Origin of the sequence: Aurantimonas sp. 22II-16-19i (genome assembly GCF_002088275.1) — a bacterium.
Classification (GTDB): domain Bacteria; phylum Pseudomonadota; class Alphaproteobacteria; order Rhizobiales; family Rhizobiaceae; genus Jiella.
This window is the reverse complement of record NZ_AQQS01000024.1, coordinates 1-22186: the sequence shown is the minus strand read 5'-3', so window position 1 is coordinate 22186 and position 22186 is coordinate 1. Positions and strand designations below refer to the sequence as shown.

17 protein-coding genes and 1 pseudogene are annotated in these 22186 nt (G+C 68.5%); 9 read left to right on the top strand and 9 right to left on the bottom strand.

The genetic code is table 11. The features are described 5' to 3' along the window. Positions 1-10 precede the first annotated feature (10 nt). Entirely contained in the window at positions 11-1090 is a 1080-nt protein-coding gene (gene ugpC, locus ATO4_RS17735) for a sn-glycerol-3-phosphate ABC transporter ATP-binding protein UgpC (protein ID WP_083592875.1), read from the top strand. Then, positions 1087-2133 (top strand): NAD(P)H-dependent glycerol-3-phosphate dehydrogenase, encoded by a 1047-nt coding sequence (locus ATO4_RS17730; protein WP_083592874.1) that lies wholly within the window; start codon positions 1087-1089, stop codon positions 2131-2133. Before ugpC ends, ATO4_RS17730 begins: the two co-directional genes overlap by 4 nt. 66 nt (positions 2134-2199) lie before the next feature. Here ATO4_RS17730 and ATO4_RS17725 read toward each other — a convergent pair whose 3' ends face one another. Both ATO4_RS17725 and ATO4_RS17720 read right to left on the bottom strand, forming a co-directional pair. Next, positions 2200-2766, bottom strand: coding sequence for a Uma2 family endonuclease (locus tag ATO4_RS17725; protein WP_083592873.1), 567 nt, complete (start codon positions 2764-2766; stop codon positions 2200-2202). 58 nt (positions 2767-2824) lie between these two features. Next, positions 2825-3133 (bottom strand): hypothetical protein, encoded by a 309-nt coding sequence (locus tag ATO4_RS17720; RefSeq protein WP_083592872.1) that lies wholly within the window; start codon positions 3131-3133, stop codon positions 2825-2827. A gap of 196 nt (positions 3134-3329) precedes the next feature. On the opposite strand from ATO4_RS17720, the gene mnmG reads away from it, so the two are divergent. The 4 genes from mnmG (at position 3330) to ATO4_RS17700 (ending at position 8002) form a co-directional block, all read left to right on the top strand. Continuing rightward, positions 3330-5222, top strand: coding sequence for a tRNA uridine-5-carboxymethylaminomethyl(34) synthesis enzyme MnmG (gene mnmG, locus ATO4_RS17715; RefSeq protein ID WP_083592871.1), 1893 nt, complete (start codon positions 3330-3332; stop codon positions 5220-5222). Continuing rightward, the gene (gene rsmG, locus ATO4_RS17710; RefSeq protein ID WP_083592870.1) at positions 5212-6012 is read left to right on the top strand and encodes a 16S rRNA (guanine(527)-N(7))-methyltransferase RsmG; all 801 of its coding nucleotides are present in this window, start codon (positions 5212-5214) and stop codon (positions 6010-6012) included. The genes mnmG and rsmG overlap by 11 nt, the downstream gene beginning before the upstream one ends. A 114-nt stretch (positions 6013-6126) precedes the next feature. After that, positions 6127-6912, top strand: coding sequence for a ParA family protein (locus ATO4_RS17705; RefSeq protein WP_139802527.1), 786 nt, complete (start codon positions 6127-6129; stop codon positions 6910-6912). A gap of 97 nt (positions 6913-7009) precedes the next feature. Next, positions 7010-8002 (top strand): ParB/RepB/Spo0J family partition protein, encoded by a 993-nt coding sequence (locus ATO4_RS17700; protein ID WP_083592868.1) that lies wholly within the window; start codon positions 7010-7012, stop codon positions 8000-8002. Positions 8003-8517: 515 nt separating this feature from the next. Here ATO4_RS17700 and ATO4_RS17695 read toward each other — a convergent pair. The 4 genes from ATO4_RS17695 to leuS all read right to left on the bottom strand — a co-directional run bounded on the left by ATO4_RS17695 (position 8518) and on the right by leuS (position 14514). After that, positions 8518-8916 (bottom strand): cupin domain-containing protein, encoded by a 399-nt coding sequence (locus ATO4_RS17695; protein ID WP_083592867.1) that lies wholly within the window; start codon positions 8914-8916, stop codon positions 8518-8520. A gap of 526 nt (positions 8917-9442) precedes the next feature. Further along, entirely contained in the window at positions 9443-10489 is a 1047-nt protein-coding gene (gene holA / locus ATO4_RS17690) for a DNA polymerase III subunit delta (RefSeq protein WP_083592866.1), read from the bottom strand. Positions 10490-11318: 829 nt separating this feature from the next. After that, positions 11319-11909 carry a hypothetical protein gene (locus tag ATO4_RS17685; protein ID WP_083592865.1) on the bottom strand — a complete coding sequence of 197 codons (591 nt, stop codon included), beginning with the start codon at positions 11907-11909 and terminating at the stop codon, positions 11319-11321. Beyond that, positions 11896-14514 (bottom strand): leucine--tRNA ligase, encoded by a 2619-nt coding sequence (gene leuS, locus ATO4_RS17680; RefSeq protein ID WP_083592927.1) that lies wholly within the window; start codon positions 14512-14514, stop codon positions 11896-11898. The genes ATO4_RS17685 and leuS overlap by 14 nt, the downstream gene beginning before the upstream one ends. A gap of 426 nt (positions 14515-14940) precedes the next feature. Here leuS and ATO4_RS17675 point away from each other — a divergent pair, with 426 nt between their 5' ends. Next, on the top strand, positions 14941-15627 hold the full coding sequence (locus tag ATO4_RS17675) for a YggS family pyridoxal phosphate-dependent enzyme (protein WP_083592926.1): 687 nt from the start codon (positions 14941-14943) through the stop codon (positions 15625-15627). Between the two features lie 135 nt (positions 15628-15762). Here the strand turns inward: ATO4_RS17675 and ATO4_RS17670 are convergent, their stop codons facing one another. Beyond that, complete coding sequence (locus ATO4_RS17670; RefSeq protein WP_083592925.1) at positions 15763-18021, bottom strand: TonB-dependent siderophore receptor; 2259 nt, start codon at positions 18019-18021, stop codon at positions 15763-15765. 394 nt (positions 18022-18415) lie between these two features. Between ATO4_RS17670 and ATO4_RS17665 the strand changes: the two genes are divergently transcribed. Together ATO4_RS17665 and ATO4_RS17660 are read left to right on the top strand one after the other, a co-directional pair. After that, the gene (locus tag ATO4_RS17665; RefSeq protein WP_210191095.1) at positions 18416-19339 is read left to right on the top strand and encodes an AraC family transcriptional regulator; all 924 of its coding nucleotides are present in this window, start codon (positions 18416-18418) and stop codon (positions 19337-19339) included. 209 nt (positions 19340-19548) lie between these two features. Beyond that, positions 19549-20625: an AI-2E family transporter gene (locus tag ATO4_RS17660; RefSeq protein ID WP_176223048.1), complete on the top strand. Its 1077-nt coding sequence runs from the start codon at positions 19549-19551 to the stop codon at positions 20623-20625. 40 nt (positions 20626-20665) lie between these two features. On the opposite strand, the gene ATO4_RS17655 is transcribed toward ATO4_RS17660, so the two are convergent. Both ATO4_RS17655 and sucC read right to left on the bottom strand, forming a co-directional pair. Beyond that, complete coding sequence (locus tag ATO4_RS17655; protein ID WP_083592862.1) at positions 20666-21397, bottom strand: GntR family transcriptional regulator; 732 nt, start codon at positions 21395-21397, stop codon at positions 20666-20668. A gap of 380 nt (positions 21398-21777) precedes the next feature. Beyond that, positions 21778-22186 (bottom strand): annotated as a pseudogene (gene sucC, locus ATO4_RS17650) (succinate--CoA ligase subunit beta); the annotation flags it as partial.

The window sequence follows — 22186 nt, the reverse complement described above, 5'->3', positions numbered from 1 at the left end:
CCGCGTAGCCATGGCACAGGTCGACTATCGCAACATCGCCAAGAGCTACGGCTCGATGAAGGTGATGGAGGACATCTCCTTCACCATTCCCGACGGCAAGTTCGTCGTGCTGCTGGGCCCGTCCGGCTGCGGCAAGACGACCCTTCTGCGCATGACGGCGGGGCTGGAGAAGATCACCCGCGGCGAGGTGGCGATCGGCGGCGAGCGGATGAACGACGTCCACCCGCGCGACCGCGACATCGCCATGGTGTTCCAGTCCTACGCGCTCTATCCGCAGATGAGCGTCGCCGACAACATCGCCTTCGGCCTCCAGGTGCGCGGCATGAAGAAGGCCGACGTCGCCGAGCGGGTCAAATGGGCCGCCGGCATCCTGGCGCTGGAGCCCTATCTCGACCGGAAGCCCGCGGCGCTTTCCGGCGGCCAGCGCCAGCGCGTCGCCATGGGGCGCGCCATCGTGCGCGAGCCCAAGGTGTTCCTGTTCGACGAGCCGCTCTCCAATCTCGACGCCAAGCTGCGCGGCCAGATGCGCTACGAGATCCGCCAGCTGCACGACCGGGTGAACGCCACGACGATCTACGTCACCCACGATCAGGTCGAGGCGATGACCATGGCCGACCTGATCGTCGTCATGCGCGGCGGCGAGATCATGCAGATGGGAACGCCCGACGAGGTCTATGACCGGCCGGCCAACCTCTTCGTCGCCGACTTCATCGGCTCGCCGGCGATCAATCTCCTGGCCGGCGAGAGCACGGCGGACGGCGTGCGCTTCGGCAAGGCGGTCCTGCCCCTGCCGGGCCGGATCAAGCCCGGGCGCAGCGTCGTCTACGGCATTCGGCCGGTGGACATCGGGATCGGCGAGCCGGGCGCGGCGGGAAGCGTCGCCGCCTCGGTGCTTCTGTCGGAAACCACCGGCTCGGAGACCGTGGTCCATGTCGCGCTCGAGGATTCCGAAGTGCGGATCGTCATTCCCGAGCGCCGCCGGTTCGAGAAGAACGCCCCGGTCGGCCTCACGATCGACCGCGCCAAGGCGCTGGTCTTCGACCCCGGCACCGAGGCGCGCATCGCGCCGGAGGCGGGAGCTGCGGCATGAGCCGGATCGTCATCCTCGGTGCCGGCGTCATGGGCTCGGCTCTCGCGGTTCCCGCCCGGGACAACGGCCATGCGGTGATCCTCGGCACGACACCGCTCGACGCCGACGTTCTGGCCGCGCTCACCCGCGACCGGGCCGCCCATCCGCGGCTGAAGGCGCCGCTCGATCCGGCCGTCGCGGTGCGCGATGCCGCCGCCATCACGCCCGAGGACGTCGCGGCGGCGGATCTCGTCATCGTCGGCGTCTCCTCGCCCGGCATCGGATGGGCGGCGGACCAGATCGTCCGGCTGGCCCCACGGGCGCCGATCGCCATCGTCACCAAGGGCCTCGTTGCCATGGAGGACGGTGCGCCGCAGACCTATGCGGACGCCCTCCCCGCCCTCGTCGCGGCGCGCGGCGGCACGATGCCGGCCTTCGTCGGCATCGGCGGCCCCTGCATCGCCCGCGAACTCGCCGAGCGCCGGATGACCGCCGTCGTCTACGCCTCCCGCGACCGTGACGCGGCCCGCCGCGCCGCGGGGCTGCTCGCGACGGACAGCTACGACGTGGCGCTGTCGGACGACGTCGTCGGGGTGGAGGCCTGCGCGGCCTTGAAGAACTTCCTGACCATCGGCGTCAGCGCCATGATGGGCGCCTACAGGCGGTCCGGCGAACCGGTGAAGAACCCGGTCGCGCGGGCCTTCCAGCAGGCGGTCGACGAGATGACGACGATCTGCGCCTGGCTGGGCGGCGAGCCGCAGACGGCCCACGGGCTGGCCGGCCTCGGCGACCTGCACGTCACGGTCGGTGGCGGGCGCAACTCGCGCCTCGGCGTCCATCTCGGCGAAGGGCTGACCATCGCCGAGATCGTCGCCGGGCCGATGCGAGGGGAAACGGTGGAAGGCGTCGACGTCGCGCGCAGCCTGAAGCGGGGGATCGCCGCGGCGCAGGTGGGCGGCGCCCTGCCGGCCCGCCTGCCGCTTACCGACGCCATCATCGCCGCCGTCGAGGGCGCGCCCTTCGATCCGCGGGCGGCGCTCGGCGCGGGTGGCGGCAGCGCCTGAGGCCGCCGGGCCGGCGCGGCCGGAGGAGGGACGGACGAGCCTTTCTGAACGCGCCCTCCGGCGATTTTATGCCTCGAAGGTCAGCCGGTCATAGAGCTCGGCCAGCGGCAGTTCGAGCCCCACCGCGGCGAGCCGGATGGTGCCGTCGAGGCCGACGATCTCGTCCGGTTCCCAGACCCCTTCGCCCGCCCGCGACCAGACCAGCACCTGCGGGCGCTTCGGCTCCACCACGACGACATGGCGCATCGTCGGAACCCGCTTGTACTCCTCGACCTTGCGCAGGCGGTCGAAGTCCCGGGTCGAGGGCGACAGGACCTCGAAGACGACCACGGGCTCCGCCGCGAGATAGCCCTCCGGATCGAAGGCGCCGCAGTCGATGCCGGCATCCGGCCGCCGGATCTGGCCGGGGAAGGTCTCGACGGCGCCGTCACCGGTGAAGGGACGGCAGGGTTTGCCCTTCAGGCGGTTCCGCAACTCGCCTTGGATGTTCGACGTGATGACGTCGTGCCGGTTCGACGCGCCGGTCATCATCTTGGCAGGAAAGCCGTTGACGAGTTCATAGCGCTCGTCCTGCCCCGCCTGCCAGGCGAAGAACTCCTCGAGCGTGAAGGGCTGGATCTCCAGAAGGCTCATCGGTCAGGACCCTTGGATCGGCGCCACAGGCTTGGACGGCGTGCGCCGGCAATGTCCCTCATCCTATCCCATCGTCGCCGGGCTGAGGAGAGCGTCGGCGCCCGGAGCCGAAGCACCGCCCGAATGTCGCCCCGACGACCGCGGCAATCATCAGCGTCGGAACGAAGCCGACGAGGAAGACGATCGCGAGAAGGCTGAACCATTGGCCGGTGTAATGGCATTCGACCGGCGCCCCGACCACCTTCTTGATGCAGGCATGGAACTCGCCTCCCGGATTGTGGGCGAGCGCGATCCGGCCGATGACGGTGGCCAGCCCTGCCCCCGCGAGAGCGGCGATGGCCGTCGAGACCAGGACGAGCCGCTTCATCGTTTCTCCCCGCCGATCGGCGCGACACCGGTCCGGTGTGCCGCAAACGTTGTTCCAGCCCGGGCTTTATCCTATAGCAGGCAGGAGAGTGGACCACTTGCGCTGCACTTGGAACGACGCCGGCCATTGCCGACGACGTCGTTCCCCCGGCCGTGATCCCGATGCAACCCGAACATTCCGGATCGATCCCGCTGCCATGACCGAGCCAGCCCAGACCCCCTTCCCCTCCATCTGCGACGTTGTCGTGGTCGGCGGCGGCCATGCCGGATGCGAGGCGGCGAGTGCCGCGGCGCGGGCCGGCGCCGATACCGTCCTCGTCACCCACCGCTTCGACACCATCGGCACGATGAGCTGCAATCCCGCGATCGGGGGCATCGGCAAGGGCCATCTGGTGCGCGAGATCGACGCCCTCGGCGGGTTGATGGGGCTCGCCGCCGACCGCGGCGGCATCCAGTTCCGCGTGCTCAACCGGCGCAAGGGCCCGGCCGTCTGGGGGCCGCGCACCCAGGCCGACCGCAAGCTCTACCGGGCGGCGATGCAGGCGCTGATCGCCTCGACGGAAGGCCTCGCCGTCGTCGAGGGCGACGTCTTCGATCTGGCGCTCAACGACGCCGGTGCCGTCAGCGCCGTCGTCTTTGCCGACGGGCGCCGGATCGCCTGCCGGGCCGTCGTCTTGACCACCGGCACCTTTCTGGGCGGCCTCATCCATCTCGGCGACCGCAAGATCCCGGCCGGGCGCATGGGCGAGGATCCCTCCCTCGGCCTGTCGGGCACGCTCGCCCGTCTCGGCCTCAGCCTCGGCCGCCTGAAGACCGGCACCCCCGCCCGCCTCGACGGCACCACCATCGACTGGGCCTCGCTCGACCGCCAGCGGCCGGACGACGAGCCGGTCCCCTTCTCCTTCCTCACCGACCGGATCGAGACGCCGCAGATCGACTGCGGCATCACCCGCACGACGCCGGAGACCCACGCGATCATCCGCGACAACCTCTCCCGCTCGGCGCTCTATTCCGGACAGATCGAGGGTGTCGGCCCGCGCTACTGCCCGTCCATCGAGGACAAGATCGTCAAGTTCGGCGATCGCGACGGCCACCAGATCTTCCTCGAGCCCGAAGGCCTCGACGACGACACGGTCTATCCGAACGGCCTCTCCACCTCGCTGCCGGAGGACGTCCAGGAGGCGTTCCTGCGCTCGATCCCGGGGCTTTCGAAGGTCCGCGTCCTGAAGCCCGGCTATGCCATCGAATACGACCACGTCGACCCGCGCGAGCTCGACCGCTCGCTGGCCGTGAAGCGGGCGCCGGGCCTCTTCCTCGCCGGCCAGATCAACGGCACGACCGGATACGAGGAGGCGGGGGCCCAGGGGCTCGTGGCGGGTCTCAACGCCGCGCGCCTTGCCGGGGGCGCCGAGCCGGTCGTCATCGGCCGGACCGAGGCCTATATCGGCGTGATGATCGACGACCTGACCCGCACCGGCGTCACCGAGCCCTACCGCATGTTCACTTCGCGGGCCGAGTTCCGCCTGTCGCTCCGGGCCGACAATGCCGATCGCCGGCTGACGCCGCTGGCCATCCGGCTGGGGATCGTCTCGCCCGAGCGGGAGACGCGGTTCGAGGCTGGCGAGACGGCCTTCCTTGCCGCCCGCGCGGCGCTGGAGGCGGCGACCGTCACGCCGGCCGAGGCGATGCGCCACGGCATCGCCGTCAATCAGGACGGCCGCCGGCGGAGCGCCTGGCAGCTCCTCGCCCAGGATGCCGTGCGGCCCGGACAGCTCGCCGCGCTCTGGCCGGACCTGGCCCATATCGACGAGAAGACCCTGGCAAGGGTGACCATCGAGGCGGCCTACGACGTCTATCTCGATCGCCAGCGCAAGGACCAGGAGCGGCTGCGCCGGGACGAGGCCCGCGAGATCCCCGACGATATCGACTATGGCGGGATCGTCGGGCTCTCCAACGAGCTGCGCCAGAAGCTCGCCGCGCGGCGTCCGAAGAGCGTTGCCGAGGCCGAGCGGATCGACGGGATGACGCCGGCGGCCCTCGCCCTCGTCCTCCTCGCCATGCGCCGGATGGGGTTCGCCGATGCGGCGTGACAAGCCCAAGCGCATCCATCCGTCCGACCGCCAGCATGTCCGCTCGAAGGGCGAGGACGGGAACTGGGGCGAGCACGAGTCGACGGTGCTGCGCCCCAAGCGCCCGAACGGGCCGAAGAAGCCGGCCAAGGCCGCGCCGCCATCGGCCGCCGATATTGCAGCGCAGCAGGCGGCGGGGCGCGCCTGGTTCGTCGAGGCCTTCCCTGTTTCACGTGAAACCATGGCGCGGCTCGACGGCTATGTCCGCCTCCTGACCGAGTGGCAGGCACGCATCAACCTCGTCGCGCCATCGACGCTGGGGGACGTCTGGCGGCGGCACGTGGCAGACGCGATGGGCCTCGACGCGCTGCTGCCGGACTTCGGCCAGGCCGTCGACCTCGGTTCCGGGGCGGGGTTCCCGGCGCTGGTCGTGGCGGCCTGCCGCCCCTCCGGGGCCATGGACATGGTGGAATCCAGCCACAAGAAGGCGGCGTTCCTGGCGACGGTCCTGCGGGAGCTGGGGCTGAAAGGCCGCGCCCATCCGGTGCGGATCGAGGCGGCGGGGGACGTGCTGGCCCGCGCCGACGTGATCACGGCCCGGGCGCTGGCGCCGCTGGACGACCTGCTGGCAATGGTCGCGCCACATGTTTCACGTGAAACCCGGTGCTTTTTCCCCAAGGGCCGCAGTCATGAACAGGAAATCGCCGCGGCGGCTGCAAATTGGCAATTCACCATGGTAATTCATGACTCGAAGGTCGAAGCTGATTCGGTCGTTCTCGAGGTTGCCGGCATCGAACCGCGTCGCAGCTGACGCGTCGATCAGCCGCCGCCGAGCCGGCCCTGCCCTCGCGGTCCCCTGTCAGGCCGCGGGCAAGACCTTGTAACAAATGGAATTCAGCCGATGGATGTGGCAGCCAGGAAGCCCATGCGGATCATCACCATCGCCAACCAGAAGGGCGGCGTCGGCAAGACCACGACGGCGATCAACCTCGCCACGGCGCTCGCCGCCATCGACAAGCGGGCGCTGCTGATCGATCTCGACCCGCAGGGCAATGCCTCCACCGGTCTCGGCATCGACAAGGAGGCGCGGGAGATCTCCTCCTACGACGTCCTCAAGGAAACCGCCTCGATCCGCGAGGCGGCGATGCCGACGGCGGTGCCCAATCTGTCGATCATCCCCTCGACCATGGATCTCCTCGGCTTCGAGATGGAGATTTCCGGCGTCCATGGCCGGGCGTACCGGCTGCGGGATTCCCTGCATTTCCACCAGCAGGACCAGGCGGATTTCGACTTCGTGCTGGTCGACTGCCCGCCGTCGCTGAACCTTCTGACGATCAACGCCATGGCGGCGGCGGACGCGATCCTCGTGCCGCTGCAATGCGAGTTCTTCGCGCTGGAGGGCCTGTCTCAGCTGCTCGAGACCGTCGAGCAGGTGCGCGACAGCCTCAACCCGATGCTCGGCCTCCACGGCATCGTCCTGACCATGTATGACAGCCGCAACAACCTCGCCGCCCAGGTGGTGCGGGACGTGCGCTCCTATATGGGCGAGCATGTCTACGAGACGGTGATCCCGCGCAATGTGCGGGTGTCGGAAGCCCCCTCCTTCGGCAAGCCGGCGATCCTCTACGACATGAAGTGCTCGGGCAGCCAGGCCTATATCCAGCTCGCCTCGGAGGTGATCCGCCGCGAGGGACGGCTGGTGGCGGCATGACCGGCGCGCGTTTGGCGGCTGCGACGCAAGCCGCGATGATGGCCGCGACGACGGCGACGATGACGACGACGGGGCGAGAGAGAACGGGACGAGGCCAATGAACGAAGACAGATCGCGCCAGAGACTGGGTCGGGGCCTCGCCTCGCTGATCGGCTCCGGCGTTCCCTCCCCGTCCCGGCCCGTGCCCGGTTTCGATCCCCAGCCGGCCGCGCCGACGATCGCGCCGGAGCGCACCGTGCCGGTCGCCAGCATCACGCCGAATCCGCACAATCCGCGGCGGTCGTTTCCCGAGGCGGAGCTTGCCGAACTTGCGGCCTCGATCCGCCAGCACGGCGTCGTCCAGCCGCTGCTGGTGCGCCCGCTCGCCGGCGATCCCGCCCGCTTCGAGCTGGTCGCGGGCGAGCGGCGATTGCGCGCGGCAGCGCTCGCCGGCCTTGCCGACGTCCCGGTGGTGCTGCGCGAGATCAACGATCGCCAGTCGCTCGAGATCGCCATCATCGAGAACGTCCAGCGCGCCGATCTCAACGCCATCGAGGAGGCGCTGGGCTATCAGGCGCTGATCGACGAGCACGGCTATACCCAGGCCGACCTCGCCGAGATCCTGGCCAAGAGCCGCAGCCATGTGGCCAATACCCTGCGTCTCCTGAAGCTGCCGGCGGAAGTGCGTGCCATGGTCGAGGCCGGCACGATCTCCGCCGGCGCAGCCCGCACGGTCGTCACCGCGGAGGATCCGGTGGGGCTCGCCCGCCGCATCGTCGCGGAGAATCTCTCGGTGCGCGAGGCCGAGGCCCTGGCCCGCGATCCGGACGCTGTCGACGAGGCGCCGGTCGCGGCGAGGGCGCCTGCCCGCGGACGAGGACGCAAGGTCCCTGAGGCATCGCAAGCGGTGAAGAGCGACGTCATTCTCTTCCACGAGCGGCGTCTGCGCGAGGCGGCCGGCTTCGACGTCACGATCACCGTGTCCGGCGGCCGCCCGACCGTTACCATCAGCCTCGACCGGGAGGACGATCTCGACGCCTTCGCCGAGCGGCTGGAAGGCCGCGGCGGCTATGCGGCCGCCGCTACGGGGCCGCGCCTGCGCTCGCTGTAAGGGCTGCGCGCGGGCGGGGAGGCTCTGCCGGCTTTGCCTTGTCGCTTGGTGCGCAGTTTCCTCGTGCCGAGGCACACCCGACCGCTGCGACATGGATCGTCGTGCTCAGGCAGGCGGATGACGAAGCGGGCACGCCACAAACTGTGATGTCCCGCATATGGCGCCCCCACCAGGTGGTATTAATCCGGGCCCAATCAACACCGCGGCGGCATTGTCGAGGCCGGTCCTTGCGGGGTTCGCGACCCACAAAAAGTTCTTCCAAACCAGTGTCTTACGATAGAAAACGATGATGCCGGGGCGCAGAAGGAGAAGGGGCTGGCGCCTTCTGTTCCTGCGCCCCGGCATCTCCAGTTTCATCGTCAGGCGCTGTCTTGGAAGAGCTTTTCGAGACGTCTGAATCTTGTGGGGACGGGCCCGCCAATGAAGACGCGGAGGGCCGCGACCAGGCCCGCCGGGCGGGGCGGATGCCGTCAGGAGATGCTCGCTGAGCTTCGCCGAATGATGCCGTGCCGCGGCTACGCGGACCCGTAATCCTCGTCCGAGACCTGCTCCAGCCAGTCGGCGGCGCTGCCGTCATGGCGTTCCTGGATGGCGATGTGGGTCATGCCGGTGGTGGCGGTCGCGCCGTGCCAGTGCCGCTCGCCGGGGGCGAACCAGACGACGTCGCCGGGGCGGATGGTCTGTCGGGCCTCGCCCTCCCGGCGGACCCAGCCGCATCCGTCGGTGACGATCAGCGTCTGGCCGAGCGGGTGGGTGTGCCAGGCGGTCCGGGCGCCGGGCTCGAAGGTGACCTTCGCCACTGCGACGCGAGCCGGCTCGGGTGGCGAGGCGAGCGGATCGATCCGCACCCGCCCGGTGAAATACTCCGCCGGTGCCTCGGTCGACGGCGTCTCGCCGCTGCGCTTGATGTCCATGGATCTCGTCCTTTCGATGCGTTCCCACGAGCGATGGGCTCGCCGCGCGGGTCTTCCTGGATGGATGTAAGGCGCTGAATGCGCCTGGCAGGAGAGGGCGGGGCTTGTCTCCGAGGTCGGTCGCAGGATGAGGATTTCACACGGAAATTAAGGTTGATAAGCCGACGTATGAAATGCTTTCCGCTTTGCGTCAATCGCCGGACACTCACAACGCGCGACCGGCTGTGCTGCGCCTGTTCCGATGGATCTCGGGTTCGCACGCTCCGTTGGACGCGGCGGAGGACCGGTGCGGGCAAGCAAGAGCGGCTTGCCCCGAGGCAGCCGAAACGGGTCGATCACCGGCGGCCCGCGTCACACGCTGTCCCATCGATCAGGCCGGGCCCTGTTTGGAGCCGGCACCGCAAGGGAGCGGACTCGAAGTCCGAGATCCCGAGGAGATGATCGATCCCTTGGCCGCCGATATCAAGCCCGCGTGGCGGCTGGGTGGCACATCCCTTGGCGCCTGTCGAAGACCTCAACCGGAGTATCAGGCTCCCCCGCGGGCCCGCAGCCGGGCCGCCTCGACGGCGGTGTCCATCAGCGTGCGGTGGGTGATGGTGAGGGCGAGGCCGGAATCCTTGCGGCTCATCAGGATGTCCGCCTCGATCGCCTGCAGCCGCGCGTCGAGGGCGGCGAGGGTCCAGGCAGACAGGGCCGCCTCCATGGCCGGCCGGCGTCGGAAGTGCGGCCGGCGACGTTCCACCGCCCGCGCCACCGGCTCGCCGCGCCTCTCGACGCCTTCCCGCAGCGCCAGAAGCTGCTGGAAATAGCGCAACAGCGCCTGGTGCAGCTGGAAGGTCGGGGCGCCCGCCGTCGTCAGCCGGTCGATCAGATGCGGCAGCCGCTTCACCTCGCCGGAGACCGCCGCGTCGATCGCCTCGTCGAGGGCGTCGGCCGAGACGTCGCCGACGATCGCGGCGACGTCGGCTTCCGTCACCGTCGGCGTGCCGAGGGCGTAGAGGCAGAGCTTCTGCACCTCGCCGCGCGAAGCGATGCGGTCGGCGCCGAGCCGTGCCTTCAGCGCGTCGCGGGCGTCGCGGTCCATGCCGAGGCCGGCGGCGGTCAGCTCCTCGTCGATCATCTGGTCGAGGGCGCGTCCCTCGTCCTGGTAGCAGGGCAGGGCCATGGCATGGCGGCCGCGCTCGGCATTGGCCCGGAGCGCGGCGTTCTTCTTCAGGTCGCCGGCCTCGACGATGATCAGCGTGTCGGTCAGGCGCTCGCCGCCGAGCTCGCCGGCTGCATCGGCGAGGGCCTTGCCCGCCCCGGCGCCGCGCACCCGCACCAGGCGCCTGCCGCCGAGGAGGGACAGCGTCTTCGCCTCGTCATAGAGCCGGCCGATGTCCTTCTCGATCTCGTCGCCCGACAGGACGACGGCGGAGAAGGGATCGCCCGGATCGACGCCGAAGGCCTTGGCGAGCTTGGCCGAGCGCTCGGCGACGAGGCCGGTGTCGGGGCCGTAGAAGAGGACGAGGGAGTAGGCGAAGTCCGGCCGGTTGAGAAAGGCTTCGACTTCGCCGGCTTTCTTCTGGGCCATCGGGACTGGTCTTCCGGGTGATCGATAGGGGCTGCGCCTGAATAGCCCCTCATGGTGCACTTGTCGAAAGGCAAAGGGGTGGCCCTCGTGGTTCGACAGGCTCACCATGAGGGTGGAGGGGGCTGCGCCCTTCGGTCTTATCGGGTTACCGGCCTGTTGACTGGCCGTGGGTCGAGGGCACTACGGTGCTATCCGCAAGGCTCACCGTCGCAAGAGCCCCTCATCCTGAGCCTGTCGAAGGGCGAGGGGCGCTTGGCGCGAACCGTGGTGGGTGACCCTCGTGGTTCGACAGGCTCACCATGAGGGTGGAGGGGGCCGCGCTTCGGTCTTATCGGATTACCGGCCTGCTGACTTGCCGGGGGTCGATGACACTTCGGTGCTATCCGCAAGGCTCACCGTCGTAACAGCCCCTCATCCTGAGCCTGTCGAAGGGCGAGGGGCGCTTGGCGCGAACCGTGGTGCGTGACCCTCGTGGTTCGACAGGCTCACCATGAGGGTGGAGGGGGCTGCGTCCTTGGGTCTTGTCCGATTACCCCGGCATTCTGACTTGCCGGGGGGCGAGGGCACTTCGGTGCTATCCGCAAGGCTCAGCGTCGCATCAGTCTCTTATCCCAGGGCTCGCCGTCCCAACAGCCCCTCATCCTGAGCCTGTCGAAGGGCGAGGGGCGCTTGGCGCGAAGCGTCGCGTCGTGCGTGACCCTCGTGGTTCGACAGGCTCACCATGAGGGTGGAGGGGGCTGCGACCTTCGATCTTGTTCGATCACCGTTGTGGCGGCGCGTGTCCTTCATCGGTCGGAGCCGTGATGGCCACGGCGCCGGCCGTCAGTCGTCAGCCGCCGGTTCGCGACAGGGCGCTGGCGACCGCCAGCTCGACCTGGCCGGCGAGCTGCTTGCTGGCCTCCTGACGGGCGTTTTTGAGCGCGCGCTGGCTCTGGTAGAGCTGGATCGTCTGGTCGTAGGGGACCGTCGCCGAGCGCTCGCCGGCGGTGATCACCACCTTGTCCGACAGGCGGACGAGCTGGTAGGTCGCCTTCTCGATGTAGATGACCGAGCGGGAGACGCCCTCGCTCTGGATGATGACGCCGCGGGCCTTGCCCTCGACGGACAGCCGGAGCTCGTAGAGCGGATCGGTGACCGGCTGGCCGCGATTGAGGCGGAACAGGAGCTCGTTGCGGACCAGCTGGTCGGTGCGGGTATCGGCCTCGGTGATGGCGATGCGGCCGGCATAGGGCAGCCGTGCCGCGGCGCCACCGATGTCGGTGCCGCCGACGCCGTTTGTGCCGTAGAGCGGGCCGGCGGTGCAGCCGGCCATCAGCAGGGCGGCGAGCCCGGCGAGGCCGGCGCGAAGGGCAGGGGAGAGGCGCCGCTGCGCGTCCCCGAAACGGCTTCGGCGGCGCAGGGCGCGATCAGACGACGACATTGACGATTCTCCCCGGCACCACCACCAGGCGTTTGGGCGCCTGGCCGGCCAGTGCTGCGCTCACGAAATCGAGCGCCAGCACGGCCTTCTCGATCTCAGCTTTGCCGGCCTCGACGGATACGGTCAAGTCGCCGCGCTTCTTGCCGTTGATCTGGATGGGGAGTGTGACCGTATCGTCCGCGAGAAGGCTCGCGTCGACCTCCGGCCAGGGGGCGGAGGCCACGAGACCGGCCTCGCCGATCAGCTCCCAGAGCGCTTCGGCGAGATGCGGCATCATCGGCGCGACGATGCGCGACAGCATCGACAGCGCCTCGCGGGCGGCAGCCGCCGCGCCGCCATTGCCGGCCTCCAGCTTGCCGAAGGACGCCGACAGCTGGTTGACCAGTTCGTGGACGCGGGCGATCGCCTTGTTGAAGGCGAGGCGCTCGATGTCGTCGGAGACGCCGGCCACCGCGCGGTGGGCGGCCTTGCGGATGTCGAGAGAGAGGTCGTCGCTGCCGGGCGTGGCATTGGCGCCCGCGGGGGCGAGCTTCGGCGCCGTCTCGGTGAACAGCCGCCACAGCCGCTGGACGAAGCGATGGGCGCCCTCGACGCCGGCCTCCGACCAGATCACGTCCCGGTCCGGCGGCGAATCCGACAGGACGAACCAGCGGGCGGTGTCGGCGCCGTAGGAGGCGATGATGTCGTCCGGGTCGACGACGTTCTTCTTCGACTTCGACATCTTCTCGATGCCGCCGATCTCGATCGGGGCGCCCGTCGAGAGCCGGGTCGCGCTGCGCCGGCCGCCTTCCTCCTCGATCCGCACATCCACCGGTGCCACCCATTCGCGGCCGTCGCGATAGGTCTCGTGGACGACCATCCCTTGGGTGAACAGGCCCTTGAACGGCTCGTCGAGATCGAGATGGCCGCAGTCCCGCATCGCCCGCACGAAGAAGCGGGAATAGAGGAGATGCAGGATCGCATGCTCGATGCCGCCGATATACTGGTCCACCGGCAGCCAGGCATTGGCCGCCTGCGGGTCCGTCGGCTCGTCGGCGCGGGGGGCGGTGAAGCGGGCGAAATACCACGAGGAGTCCACGAAGGTGTCCATCGTGTCTGTTTCACGTGAAGCATCGCCGCCGCATTGCGGGCAGGTGGCCTTCCGCCAGGTCGGGTGCCGGTCGAGGGGATTGCCGGGCTTGTCGAAGTCGATGTCGTCGGGCAGGACGACGGGCAGGTTCTCCCGCGCCTCCGGCACGACGCCGCAGGCGGAGCAATGCAGCACCGGGATCGGGCAGCCCCAGTAGCGCTGGCGCGAGATGCCCCAGTCGCGCAGGCGATAGTTCACCTTGCGGCTGGCCTGTGGGGTGCCGAAGAGGTCGGCTGCCTCGAGCTTCTCCGCGACGGCGTCGAAGGCCTCGTCCGGCGTCTTGCCGTCGAGGAAGTCGGAATTATAGATCGTGCCGTCATCGACATAGGCCTTGTCCGCCACGGAGAACGCCACCGGATCCTCATGGGGCGGCAGGACGACGGGCCGGACGGGCAGGCCGTATTTGCGGGCGAAGTCGAGGTCGCGCTGATCGTGGGCCGGGCAGCCGAAGACCGCGCCGGTGCCGTATTCCATGAGGACGAAATTGGCGACGTAGACCGGCACGCGCCAGGTCTCGTCGAGGGGATGCACCGCCTCGATGCCAGTCGCGACGCCCTTCTTCTCGGCGGTTTCGATGGCGGCGGCCGTCGTGCCGGTCTTGCGGGTTTCCTCGATGAAGGCGGCAAGCGCCGGGTTGCCCTCCGCGGCCTTCTTCGCCAGCGGATGGTCGGGCGCGACCGCGATGAAGGAGGCGCCATAGAGCGTGTCGGGACGGGTGGTGAAGACCGTGACGTCGTCGATGCCCTCCGGTGCCTTGTCCTTCGCCAGCGCCCAGCGCAGCATCAGGCCTTCCGACTTGCCGATCCAGTTCTTCTGCATCAGCCGGACCTTCTCCGGCCAGCCCGGCAGGCTGTCCAGCGCTGCCGCCAGATCCTCGGCGAAGTCTGTGATCTTGAAGAACCACTGGGTCAGCTCGCGCTGCTCGACGTCGGCGCCCGAACGCCAGCCCTTGCCGTCGATCACCTGCTCGTTGGCGAGCACCGTCATGTCGACCGGGTCCCAGTTGACCTTCGACTTCTTGCGATAGGCGAGGCCCTTTTCCAGCATGTCGAGGAAAAGCATCTGCTGGCGATGGTAGTATTCGACGTCGCAGGTGGCGAACTCACGCGACCAGTCGAGCGACAGGCCCATGGATTTCAGCTGTTTGCGCATGGTGTCGATGTTCTGGTAGGTCCATTTCGCCGGATGGACCTTGTTCTGCATCGCGGCGTTCTCGGCCGGCATGCCGAAGGCGTCCCAGCCCATGGGATGCAGGACGTTGAAGCCCTTCGCCCGCTTGTAGCGCGCCACCACGTCGCCCAGCGCATAGTTGCGCACATGGCCCATGTGGATGCGCCCCGACGGATAGGGGAACATCTCGAGGACGTAGTATTTCTCGCCGGGCGCGTCGGTCTTCGTCGCAAAGAGCTGCGCCTCGGCCCAGGCGTTCTGCCACTTCGGCTCGGCGGTGCGGGGATTGTAGCGTTCGGTGGTCATGTCGGGCATCTCGTCGGAAAAGTCGGCGCGGGAGCAGGGAACGCTCCGTCTGAAAGCTCTGCTCCGGGTTATCCGGGCGCGCGCCAAAGCGCAACGCCGGCCTTCCCAAGCCGCCTGTCAGCTCGCATAAATGACGTCAGTGAAGGCAGAAGCAGAAGCGCCGAGGCCAGCCGGCGCTGCCGCGGAGGATGAGCCCCCGCGGCCGTGGCAACGGCTTTGTCTTCATTCGGAGTGACAACGATGTGGATCAAACCGCTCAGTGTCACGCTTGAGGTGAAACGAACCCGGAGCGGCTGGCAGGTCGTTCTCCGGGTTCGCTGGATCATCACCTGAGCGACGGGCGTCGGAGCAATTGCTCCGGCGTCCACTCCGACAAGATAGAACGGAAATCTTTCCGCATCAAGAAAGCGCGGCATCAGCATGACCATGACAGACCCCCTCACCGGCTACCACGACGTTCAGGAACGGATCGCCAAGGCCGCCGCAAGCGTCGGCCGCCCCGCCGACGCCGTCACCCTCGTCGCCGTCTCCAAGACCCATGGCGAAGAGGCGATCCTGCCGGTCATCGAGGCGGGACAGCGGGTGTTCGGCGAGAACAAGGTGCAGGAATCGCAAGGCAAGTGGCCGAGCCTGAAGCAGCGCTTCCCCGACATCGAGCTGCGGCTGATCGGGCCGCTGCAGTCGAACAAGACGGCGGATGCGGTGGCGCTGTTCGACGCGATCGAGACGGTCGACCGGGAGAAGATCGCCCGCGAGATCGCCAAGGAAATGGCGAAGCAGGGCAGGGCGCCCCGGCTCTATGTCCAGGTCAATACCGGCGAGGAGCCGCAGAAGGCCGGCATCCTGCCGACGGAAGCCGTCGCCTTCGTCGAGCGCTGCCGGGCCGCGCACGGGCTTTCCATCGAGGGCCTGATGTGCATCCCGCCGGCGGAGGAAAATCCCGGCCCGCACTTCGCGCTGCTCAGGAAGTTAGCCGGCGAAGCAGGAGTCGAGAAGCTGTCCATGGGCATGTCGGGCGACTTCGAGACGGCGGTCGAGATGGGCGCCACCTCGGTGCGCCTCGGCTCGGCGATTTTTGGCGCGCGCGACTATGGAGCCGAGCCGGCGCAATAGAGCGTGATCCCGAAAAGGGGGAACCGGTTCTCGGAAACGATCATGCGGCAACAAGAGGATCGAGCGGGATGTCGACCGAATCTGATCTCATCCCGCTCCAGCCTCGCGGCCGCACCGGGTCGGCCCTTCTGCCTTTCACCACGTATAGCGCAACGTCCCGCGCACCGTGCGGCCGTCGTTGTAATAGGCGGTGTCGCTGAACGTATCGACGTGGGACACGGTCCGCTTGTCGAAGATGTTGGTGGCGTTGACCTGCAGGGCGGCGTTCTCGGTGATCTTGTAGGTCAGCGCCGCGTCGACCGTGGTGCGGGCGTCGAGGTCGATCGTGTTGGCGTCGTCGGCGAAGGTCGAGCCGATGTAGCGGATGCCGGCGCCGAGCGTCAGGTCGCCGACCCTGCCCTCGCCGGGGATCGTGTAGTCGGCCCAGATCGAGGCGAGGTGCTCGGGGACCAGCTGCGGGCGATGGCCGGCATTGCCGAGGACGTCTTCCTTGATCTCGGCGTCCCAATAGGAATAGGCGAGGGTGAGCTTGAGACGATCGTCGAGGGCCATTTTGCCCTCCAGCTCGACGCCGCGGACATTGACCTCGCCGAGCTGGTACTGCGCCGTGTAGTTCGGGTCCCACTGGGTGACGTTGGACTGGGTCAGGTCGAACAGCGCCAGGGTGAACAGGGCGTCGACGGCATCCGGCCGATATTTCGCGCCGACCTCGTACTGGGTGCCTTCCTGGGGCTTCGCCGATTCGGCGAGGAAGGCGCGGCTGGTGCCGATCGGCTGGAAGGACTCCGAGTAGTTCGCATAGAGCGAGACCTCGTCGGTGGCCTTGTAGGTCAGGCCGAGACGCGAGGTGAAGGCCTCGTCGGTGACCTGATCGGTCCCCTGCGAGAGGAAGCCGCCGCCATAGTCGTAATCATAGTCGTTGGTCTGCTCGACGTGGTCGTAGCGGCCGCCGAAGGTGAGGATCCAGCGCTCGTCGATGGTCAGCTCTTCCTGGGCGTAGAGGCCGACGATCTCGATCTCGTTGGCGTCGACGAGCTGGCGGTAGGGGACGACGCAGCCGCGGCCGCAATAGTCGGGGTTGGTGACGTCGATCGGGCTCGCCGTGCCGTCGTCGCGGGTCTCGTCGATGTCGTAGTGGGAATAGTCGACGCCGACGAGGGTGCGGCTGTCGAACATGCCGGCCGAGGCATCGTACTGGAGCTGGTTGTCGATCAGGAAGCTCTTGCTGCGGCCGTAGACGCCGAGGGACGCGCGGTTGATCGTGTCGGTGCCGGCGATGAGGCCGGAAGACGGATAGACCGACTCGTAGGTGAGGTCGAGATCGGTGTAGCGGGCGTTGGAGCGGACCTCGAGGCCGTTGCCGAAATCATGGCTGAACTGCCAGCCGATGTTCCACTCCTCGGTGTCCATGTTGTCGTAGTCGCTCTCGCCCAGGAACGTGTCCGGATCGATGCCGGAGCCGTAGGGGATGCCGTGGGAGGTGTTGCCGTCGCGCTTGTTGTAGTCGCCGAGGATGGTGAGGCTGGTGGCGGCGTCCGGGCTCCAGGTGACGGCGGGGGCGAGATAGAGGCGGTCGTCCTTGGTGAAGTCGGCGCCGTTGTTGCCGTCCTGCCATTTGGCGGTGACGCGGTAGGACCAGTCGCCGGTGGCCGTCAGCGGTGCGCCGAAATCCGTCCCGGTCTCGATGTGGCCGTCGCCGAAGGTGGTGTAGACCTCGCCGAAAGCCTTGTCCTGCGGCCGCTTGGTGATCGCGTTGACGAGGCCGCCCGGGCCGTTGAGGCCGAACAGCGTCGAGGTCGAACCCTTCAGGACCTCGAAGCGCTGGGCGCCATAGGGCTCGATCCGGCTGCCGGTGAAGTTCCAGGTTCGGTTGGCGAGGCCGTCCCGGTAGGTCCCGTAGTTGGACTGGTAGAAGCCGCGGATGAGGTAGAAGTCGTAGCGGTCGTCGCCGCCATAGATGTCGGTGGAGACGCCCGCGGTATAGGCGAGGACCTCGTCGAGATCGTTGGCGTCGCGCTGCTCGATCTCTTCCTCGGTGACGATCGAGACGGAAGCCGGGACGTCGAGAACCGGCGTGTCGGTCTTCGAGCCGACGGCGGTATCCCTCGCGACGATGCTCGCATCGGGGCCGACGGCGCTTCCCGTCCCGCCGTCGATGACGACGGTGTCGAGGGTGATCGTGGCCGGAGTTTCGGCCGGATCCTGGGCCGAAGTCTGTTCCGCATCCTGGGCGAAGGAACTGGCGGGCTGGATCAGGCCGAGGGCGGTGCCGCAGAGCAGGAGGGCGGCGGGGCCGCGCAGGCGGTGCGCGCTTCCCTGGCCGATGGCATGTCCGGCCCTGCGACCGCGAAATGGCCTCTCGCCAGCATTGGCCCGCCGCTCTTCATGTTCCATGATCAGATCCCAGCCCCTCACGTGTCATTCCCCGGCCATCATGCGACGGAGCCTCGACGGCCGCCGCGCCGGTTCGTTCGATCCGTCCCCGCATCAAACTCCCGGCAGCAGCCGGAAGGACCGGTCAGCCACGGCGCTCTCGAGCTGGCTGCGGACGGTGGACGCTGCGCGATCGCAGCCGTCGGTCGATAACTTGATCGTAATTGTCCGGTATTGTAGTTTCAGCCGTCTTTGTAGAAATCCCCGGCGATCCGGCGTCTGTGCCGGCGCCCTGTGACTTCCCCGCCACTATCGCAGCGGGCAGCCCGCGCATTCAGAGGACCATGGAAGACTTGCCAGCGCCCGCGATCCCTCCGGCACCGCATCGGCCCGGCAGCACGGGCGGCTCGCCGCGGTGAGCTTCCTGCACGCCATGCACTGCCGCACCGACGGCATAAGGGTCACCGAGCCGGTGAAGTGGCGAAGCCTCGAGGGCATTGCGGGCGTCTACTGGGTCGCCGAGGGGCGCCCGGGGGCGACGGGCTACTACCTCTCCCCCGATCCGCGGATCGTCGTCTTCTTCAACGACGTCTCCGCGCATATCCGCATGTGCAACCACGAAGGCCGGCCGCCGTCGCACTATCGGCCGATGAGCCGGGCGATCTACGTTCCGGCCGGCATGCCGCTGTGGACGGGTTTCACCGCCATGCATCGCTTCTCGCATCTGGACCTGCACGTGCATCGCGACCGGCTGCTGCGGTTCCTGGCGCCCTCGCTGGGCGGCTCGGCCGCAAGGGCCGCCCTTTGCCGGCCGGCGGAGAGCTCCGATGTCGGTGCGATCGAGACGCTGGCGAGGCTGCTCGTCGAGGAACTGTCCCATCCGGCGCGACGACACGGCGTCTATAGCGAAAGCCTCGTCGGCAGCATCGCCGCGGCCCTCCTCGACATCCCGGCGGAGAGCGGCGCAATCGAAAGCGGCGAAACCGAAAGCCGCGGCCTCGCCGCGGCACAGATGGACCGGCTGGTCGCCCGGATCGAGGCCGAAGGCGGCCGCCGCCTCACCGTCGCCGAGATGGCGGCGACGGTGGGGCTCTCCGAAAGCTGGTTCACCTCGCTGTTCAAGGCGACCACCGGGCAGACGCCGCTGCAGTGGCAGCTGGCGCACCGGATCGCCCTCGCCAAGCAACTGCTCCTGCGCGCCGATCTGACCATCGCCGGCGTCGCCTCGCAGCTCGGCTTCACCGACCAGGCGCATTTCACCAAGGCGTTCCGGCAGGTCGCCGCGCAAACCCCCGCAGCCTGGCGCCAGACGCAGCGGGCCGCCGGCGGCGGGCGGTAGAGGGGCTTGCGGGCGGCCGGTCGGGTGCACGCCACACCGGCGGGGCGGGGGCGGGGGCAGGGACGGCAGCGGCAAGCGCCTGGGGTCGAACCGGGGCCGCGAATGGGATCGGCCGGACGACGGCTTCACGTCGTGACCATGCTCTTTCGACCTGTCGCGGCAGGATGCCCGCGCCATATGGCCGCTCACAACGCGAGCGAGCCGGGGGCATGGTGAAAGACAGAGTCGAGGTCGAGCTCACCAAACGGGCCACAATCATCACGTCCGTGGTTCTGGCGATGACGGCGACGCTCGCCCTCGCCTGGGCGGCGGCCGGGGCGCTGCTGCTGATCTTCGGCGGCCTGCTCCTCGCGGCGATCTTCGCCGCGCTCGCCCGGCCGCTGCAATGCGCGGGATTGCGGCGCGGCTGGGCCTTCGGCATCGTCATCGCCGTCCTGTTCCTGGCGCTCGGGGGCGGGCTCTTCTATGGCGGGGTGACACTCGTCGGCCAGTTCAACGAACTGTGGCACCAGCTGCGCGAGCAGCTCCAGGGGCTCGCCAAGGCGGTGGCCGAGATGGGCATCGGTCCCGATGGCGGCAATGGCGGGGGAAGCGACTCGGGCGAGGAGGTCGGCCTCGATACCCTGCTGCCGAACCCGTCGGGGATCTTCTCCTCGGCCTCGCAGGCGATGTTCTCGGTACTCGGCGCCCTCGGCAACGTCTTCATCATCGTCTTCATCGCGATCTTCCTCGTCGCCCAGCCGGAGCTCTATCGGCGCGGGATCGTCAGCCTGTTTCCGCCGTCGAAGCGCAAACGCCTCGACGAGACGCTCAGTGCCGCGGCGGAGGAGTTGATCCTCTGGGTCTGCGGCACCGGCATCTCGATGGTGATCGTTTTCGTCGTCACCTGGATCGGCCTGGTGATCGTCAGCATGCCGAACGCCTTCCTGCTGGCGCTGCAGGCCGGGCTGCTCGCCTTCATCCCGACGCTCGGGCCCTTCATCGCCGGCATCCCGATCGTTCTCGTCGGCCTGTCGGAATCGGTGTCGATGGCGCTCTGGGGGCTCGGCGTCTACGTCCTCGTCCAGGCGGTGGAGAGCAACGTCTCCCAGCCGATCGCCCAGCGCTACACCTCGGCGCTGCCGCCGGCGCTGACGCTCGGCTCGCAGGCGGTGTTCGGCGTCCTGCTCGGCACGCTCGGCATCGCGCTGGCGGTGCCGCTGATCGCGGTGATCATGGTCTTCGTGCGCGAGCTCTATGTGAAGGACACCCTCGGCGGCAGCTACGAGGAGAAGACGGCGCCCTAGCGCCCGCCGAAACCCGGCAGCCGGACCCGGCTTCGATGCGTCAGGGGAAGATCTCTTCCCCGTGCTCGTCGACATAGGCCGCAAGGCCGAGCGTGTGGTCGCGGGACAGCTTCTCGGCGAGATCGACGTCGCGGCGCTCCAGGGCGTCGATGATCGCCTTGTGGTCCTCGATCGAGCGCATCGCCCGGTCGTCCAGCCCGATCGTCATCTGGCGGATGCCGCGCACATGGAGGAGGATGTCCTCGGTCATCTCCTGCAGCACCTTGCTGCCCGACAGGGCGATGATCGACTGGTGGAAGCGGATGTTGGCCTTGGAATATTCGCTGAGGTGATCTGAGGGGCGGTGGGCCTCGTTGAACTCGTCGAACAGCGGGCGGAGCGTCGCGATCTCCGCGTCGCTGGCCTTCAGCGCGATCAGCCGGACGGCCATGCTTTCCAGCGCCGCCCAGGCCTCGATCATCTCGATCACCTCGCGCTTGGTCTTCTTGAGGACCACGATCCCCCGGCGCGGCACGGATTTGACGAAATCCTGCTGCTCGAGCATCGCGATCGCCTCGCGGATCGGCGTCCGGCTCACCCCCAGGCGCTCCGCCAGCTGGCGTTCGTCGAGCCAGGTCTCCTCGGGATTGGCATAGATGTCCATGTTGGCGATGGCATGCTTCAGCGCCGCATAGACGCGCACCTTGAACGTCCGCTCCGGAGCGAATTTCTCCAACACCAGATCGGGCGTCATCTCGTCGGCGACCGGCCAAACGGCTCGCGATTTTGCCATCGTGCCACTTACTTCCTGTCTGATCGGCCCGGCCCGCCGGGCCAGGTCTTGCCTGATCGCCCCGGCCTGCCGGGCGAATTCCTGTCCGATGGCCCCGGCCCGCCGGGTCCGGCCCTGTCCGATGGACCCGGCTTGCGCGAGCCGGGCCGCGCGCTTGGACGATATATGCGTCCGAGCGAGCGGAAATGACAACGCCTGACGGTCGCGGTCGCTGCGAAATCGCGAAAGTCTTGTGGTTTCAGATGAAATTCCCGTCATGTGACGGTGCGGCGCCGCGCCCGGCGCGGGATGCCGGGCCCCCGGAGCGAAGACCTCCGCGGCTGCCTGCCGGGGTCTGCCCGGTCGTGCGGGCGAGGGCCGCGAGCCCGGCGCCCGGCCCATCACCCGATCGCGGCGACGATCTTCTTGGCCGCGTCGTCGAGGTCGTCGGCCGCGGTGATGGCGAGGCCGCTCTCGTTGAGGATCTTCTTGCCGAGATCGACATTGGTGCCTTCGAGGCGCACCACCAGCGGCACCTTGAGGCCGACCTCCTTCACCGCGGCGACGACGCCCTCGGCGATGACGTCGCACTTCATGATGCCGCCGAAGATGTTGACCAGGATACCCTTCACGTTCGGGTCCGCGGTGATGATCTTGAAGGCCGCCGTCACCTTCTCCTTGTTGGCGCCGCCACCGACGTCGAGGAAGTTCGCCGGCTCTTTTCCGTAGAGCTTGATGATGTCCATCGTCGCCATGGCGAGGCCCGCGCCGTTCACCATGCAGCCGATGTCGCCGTCGAGCGCCACATAG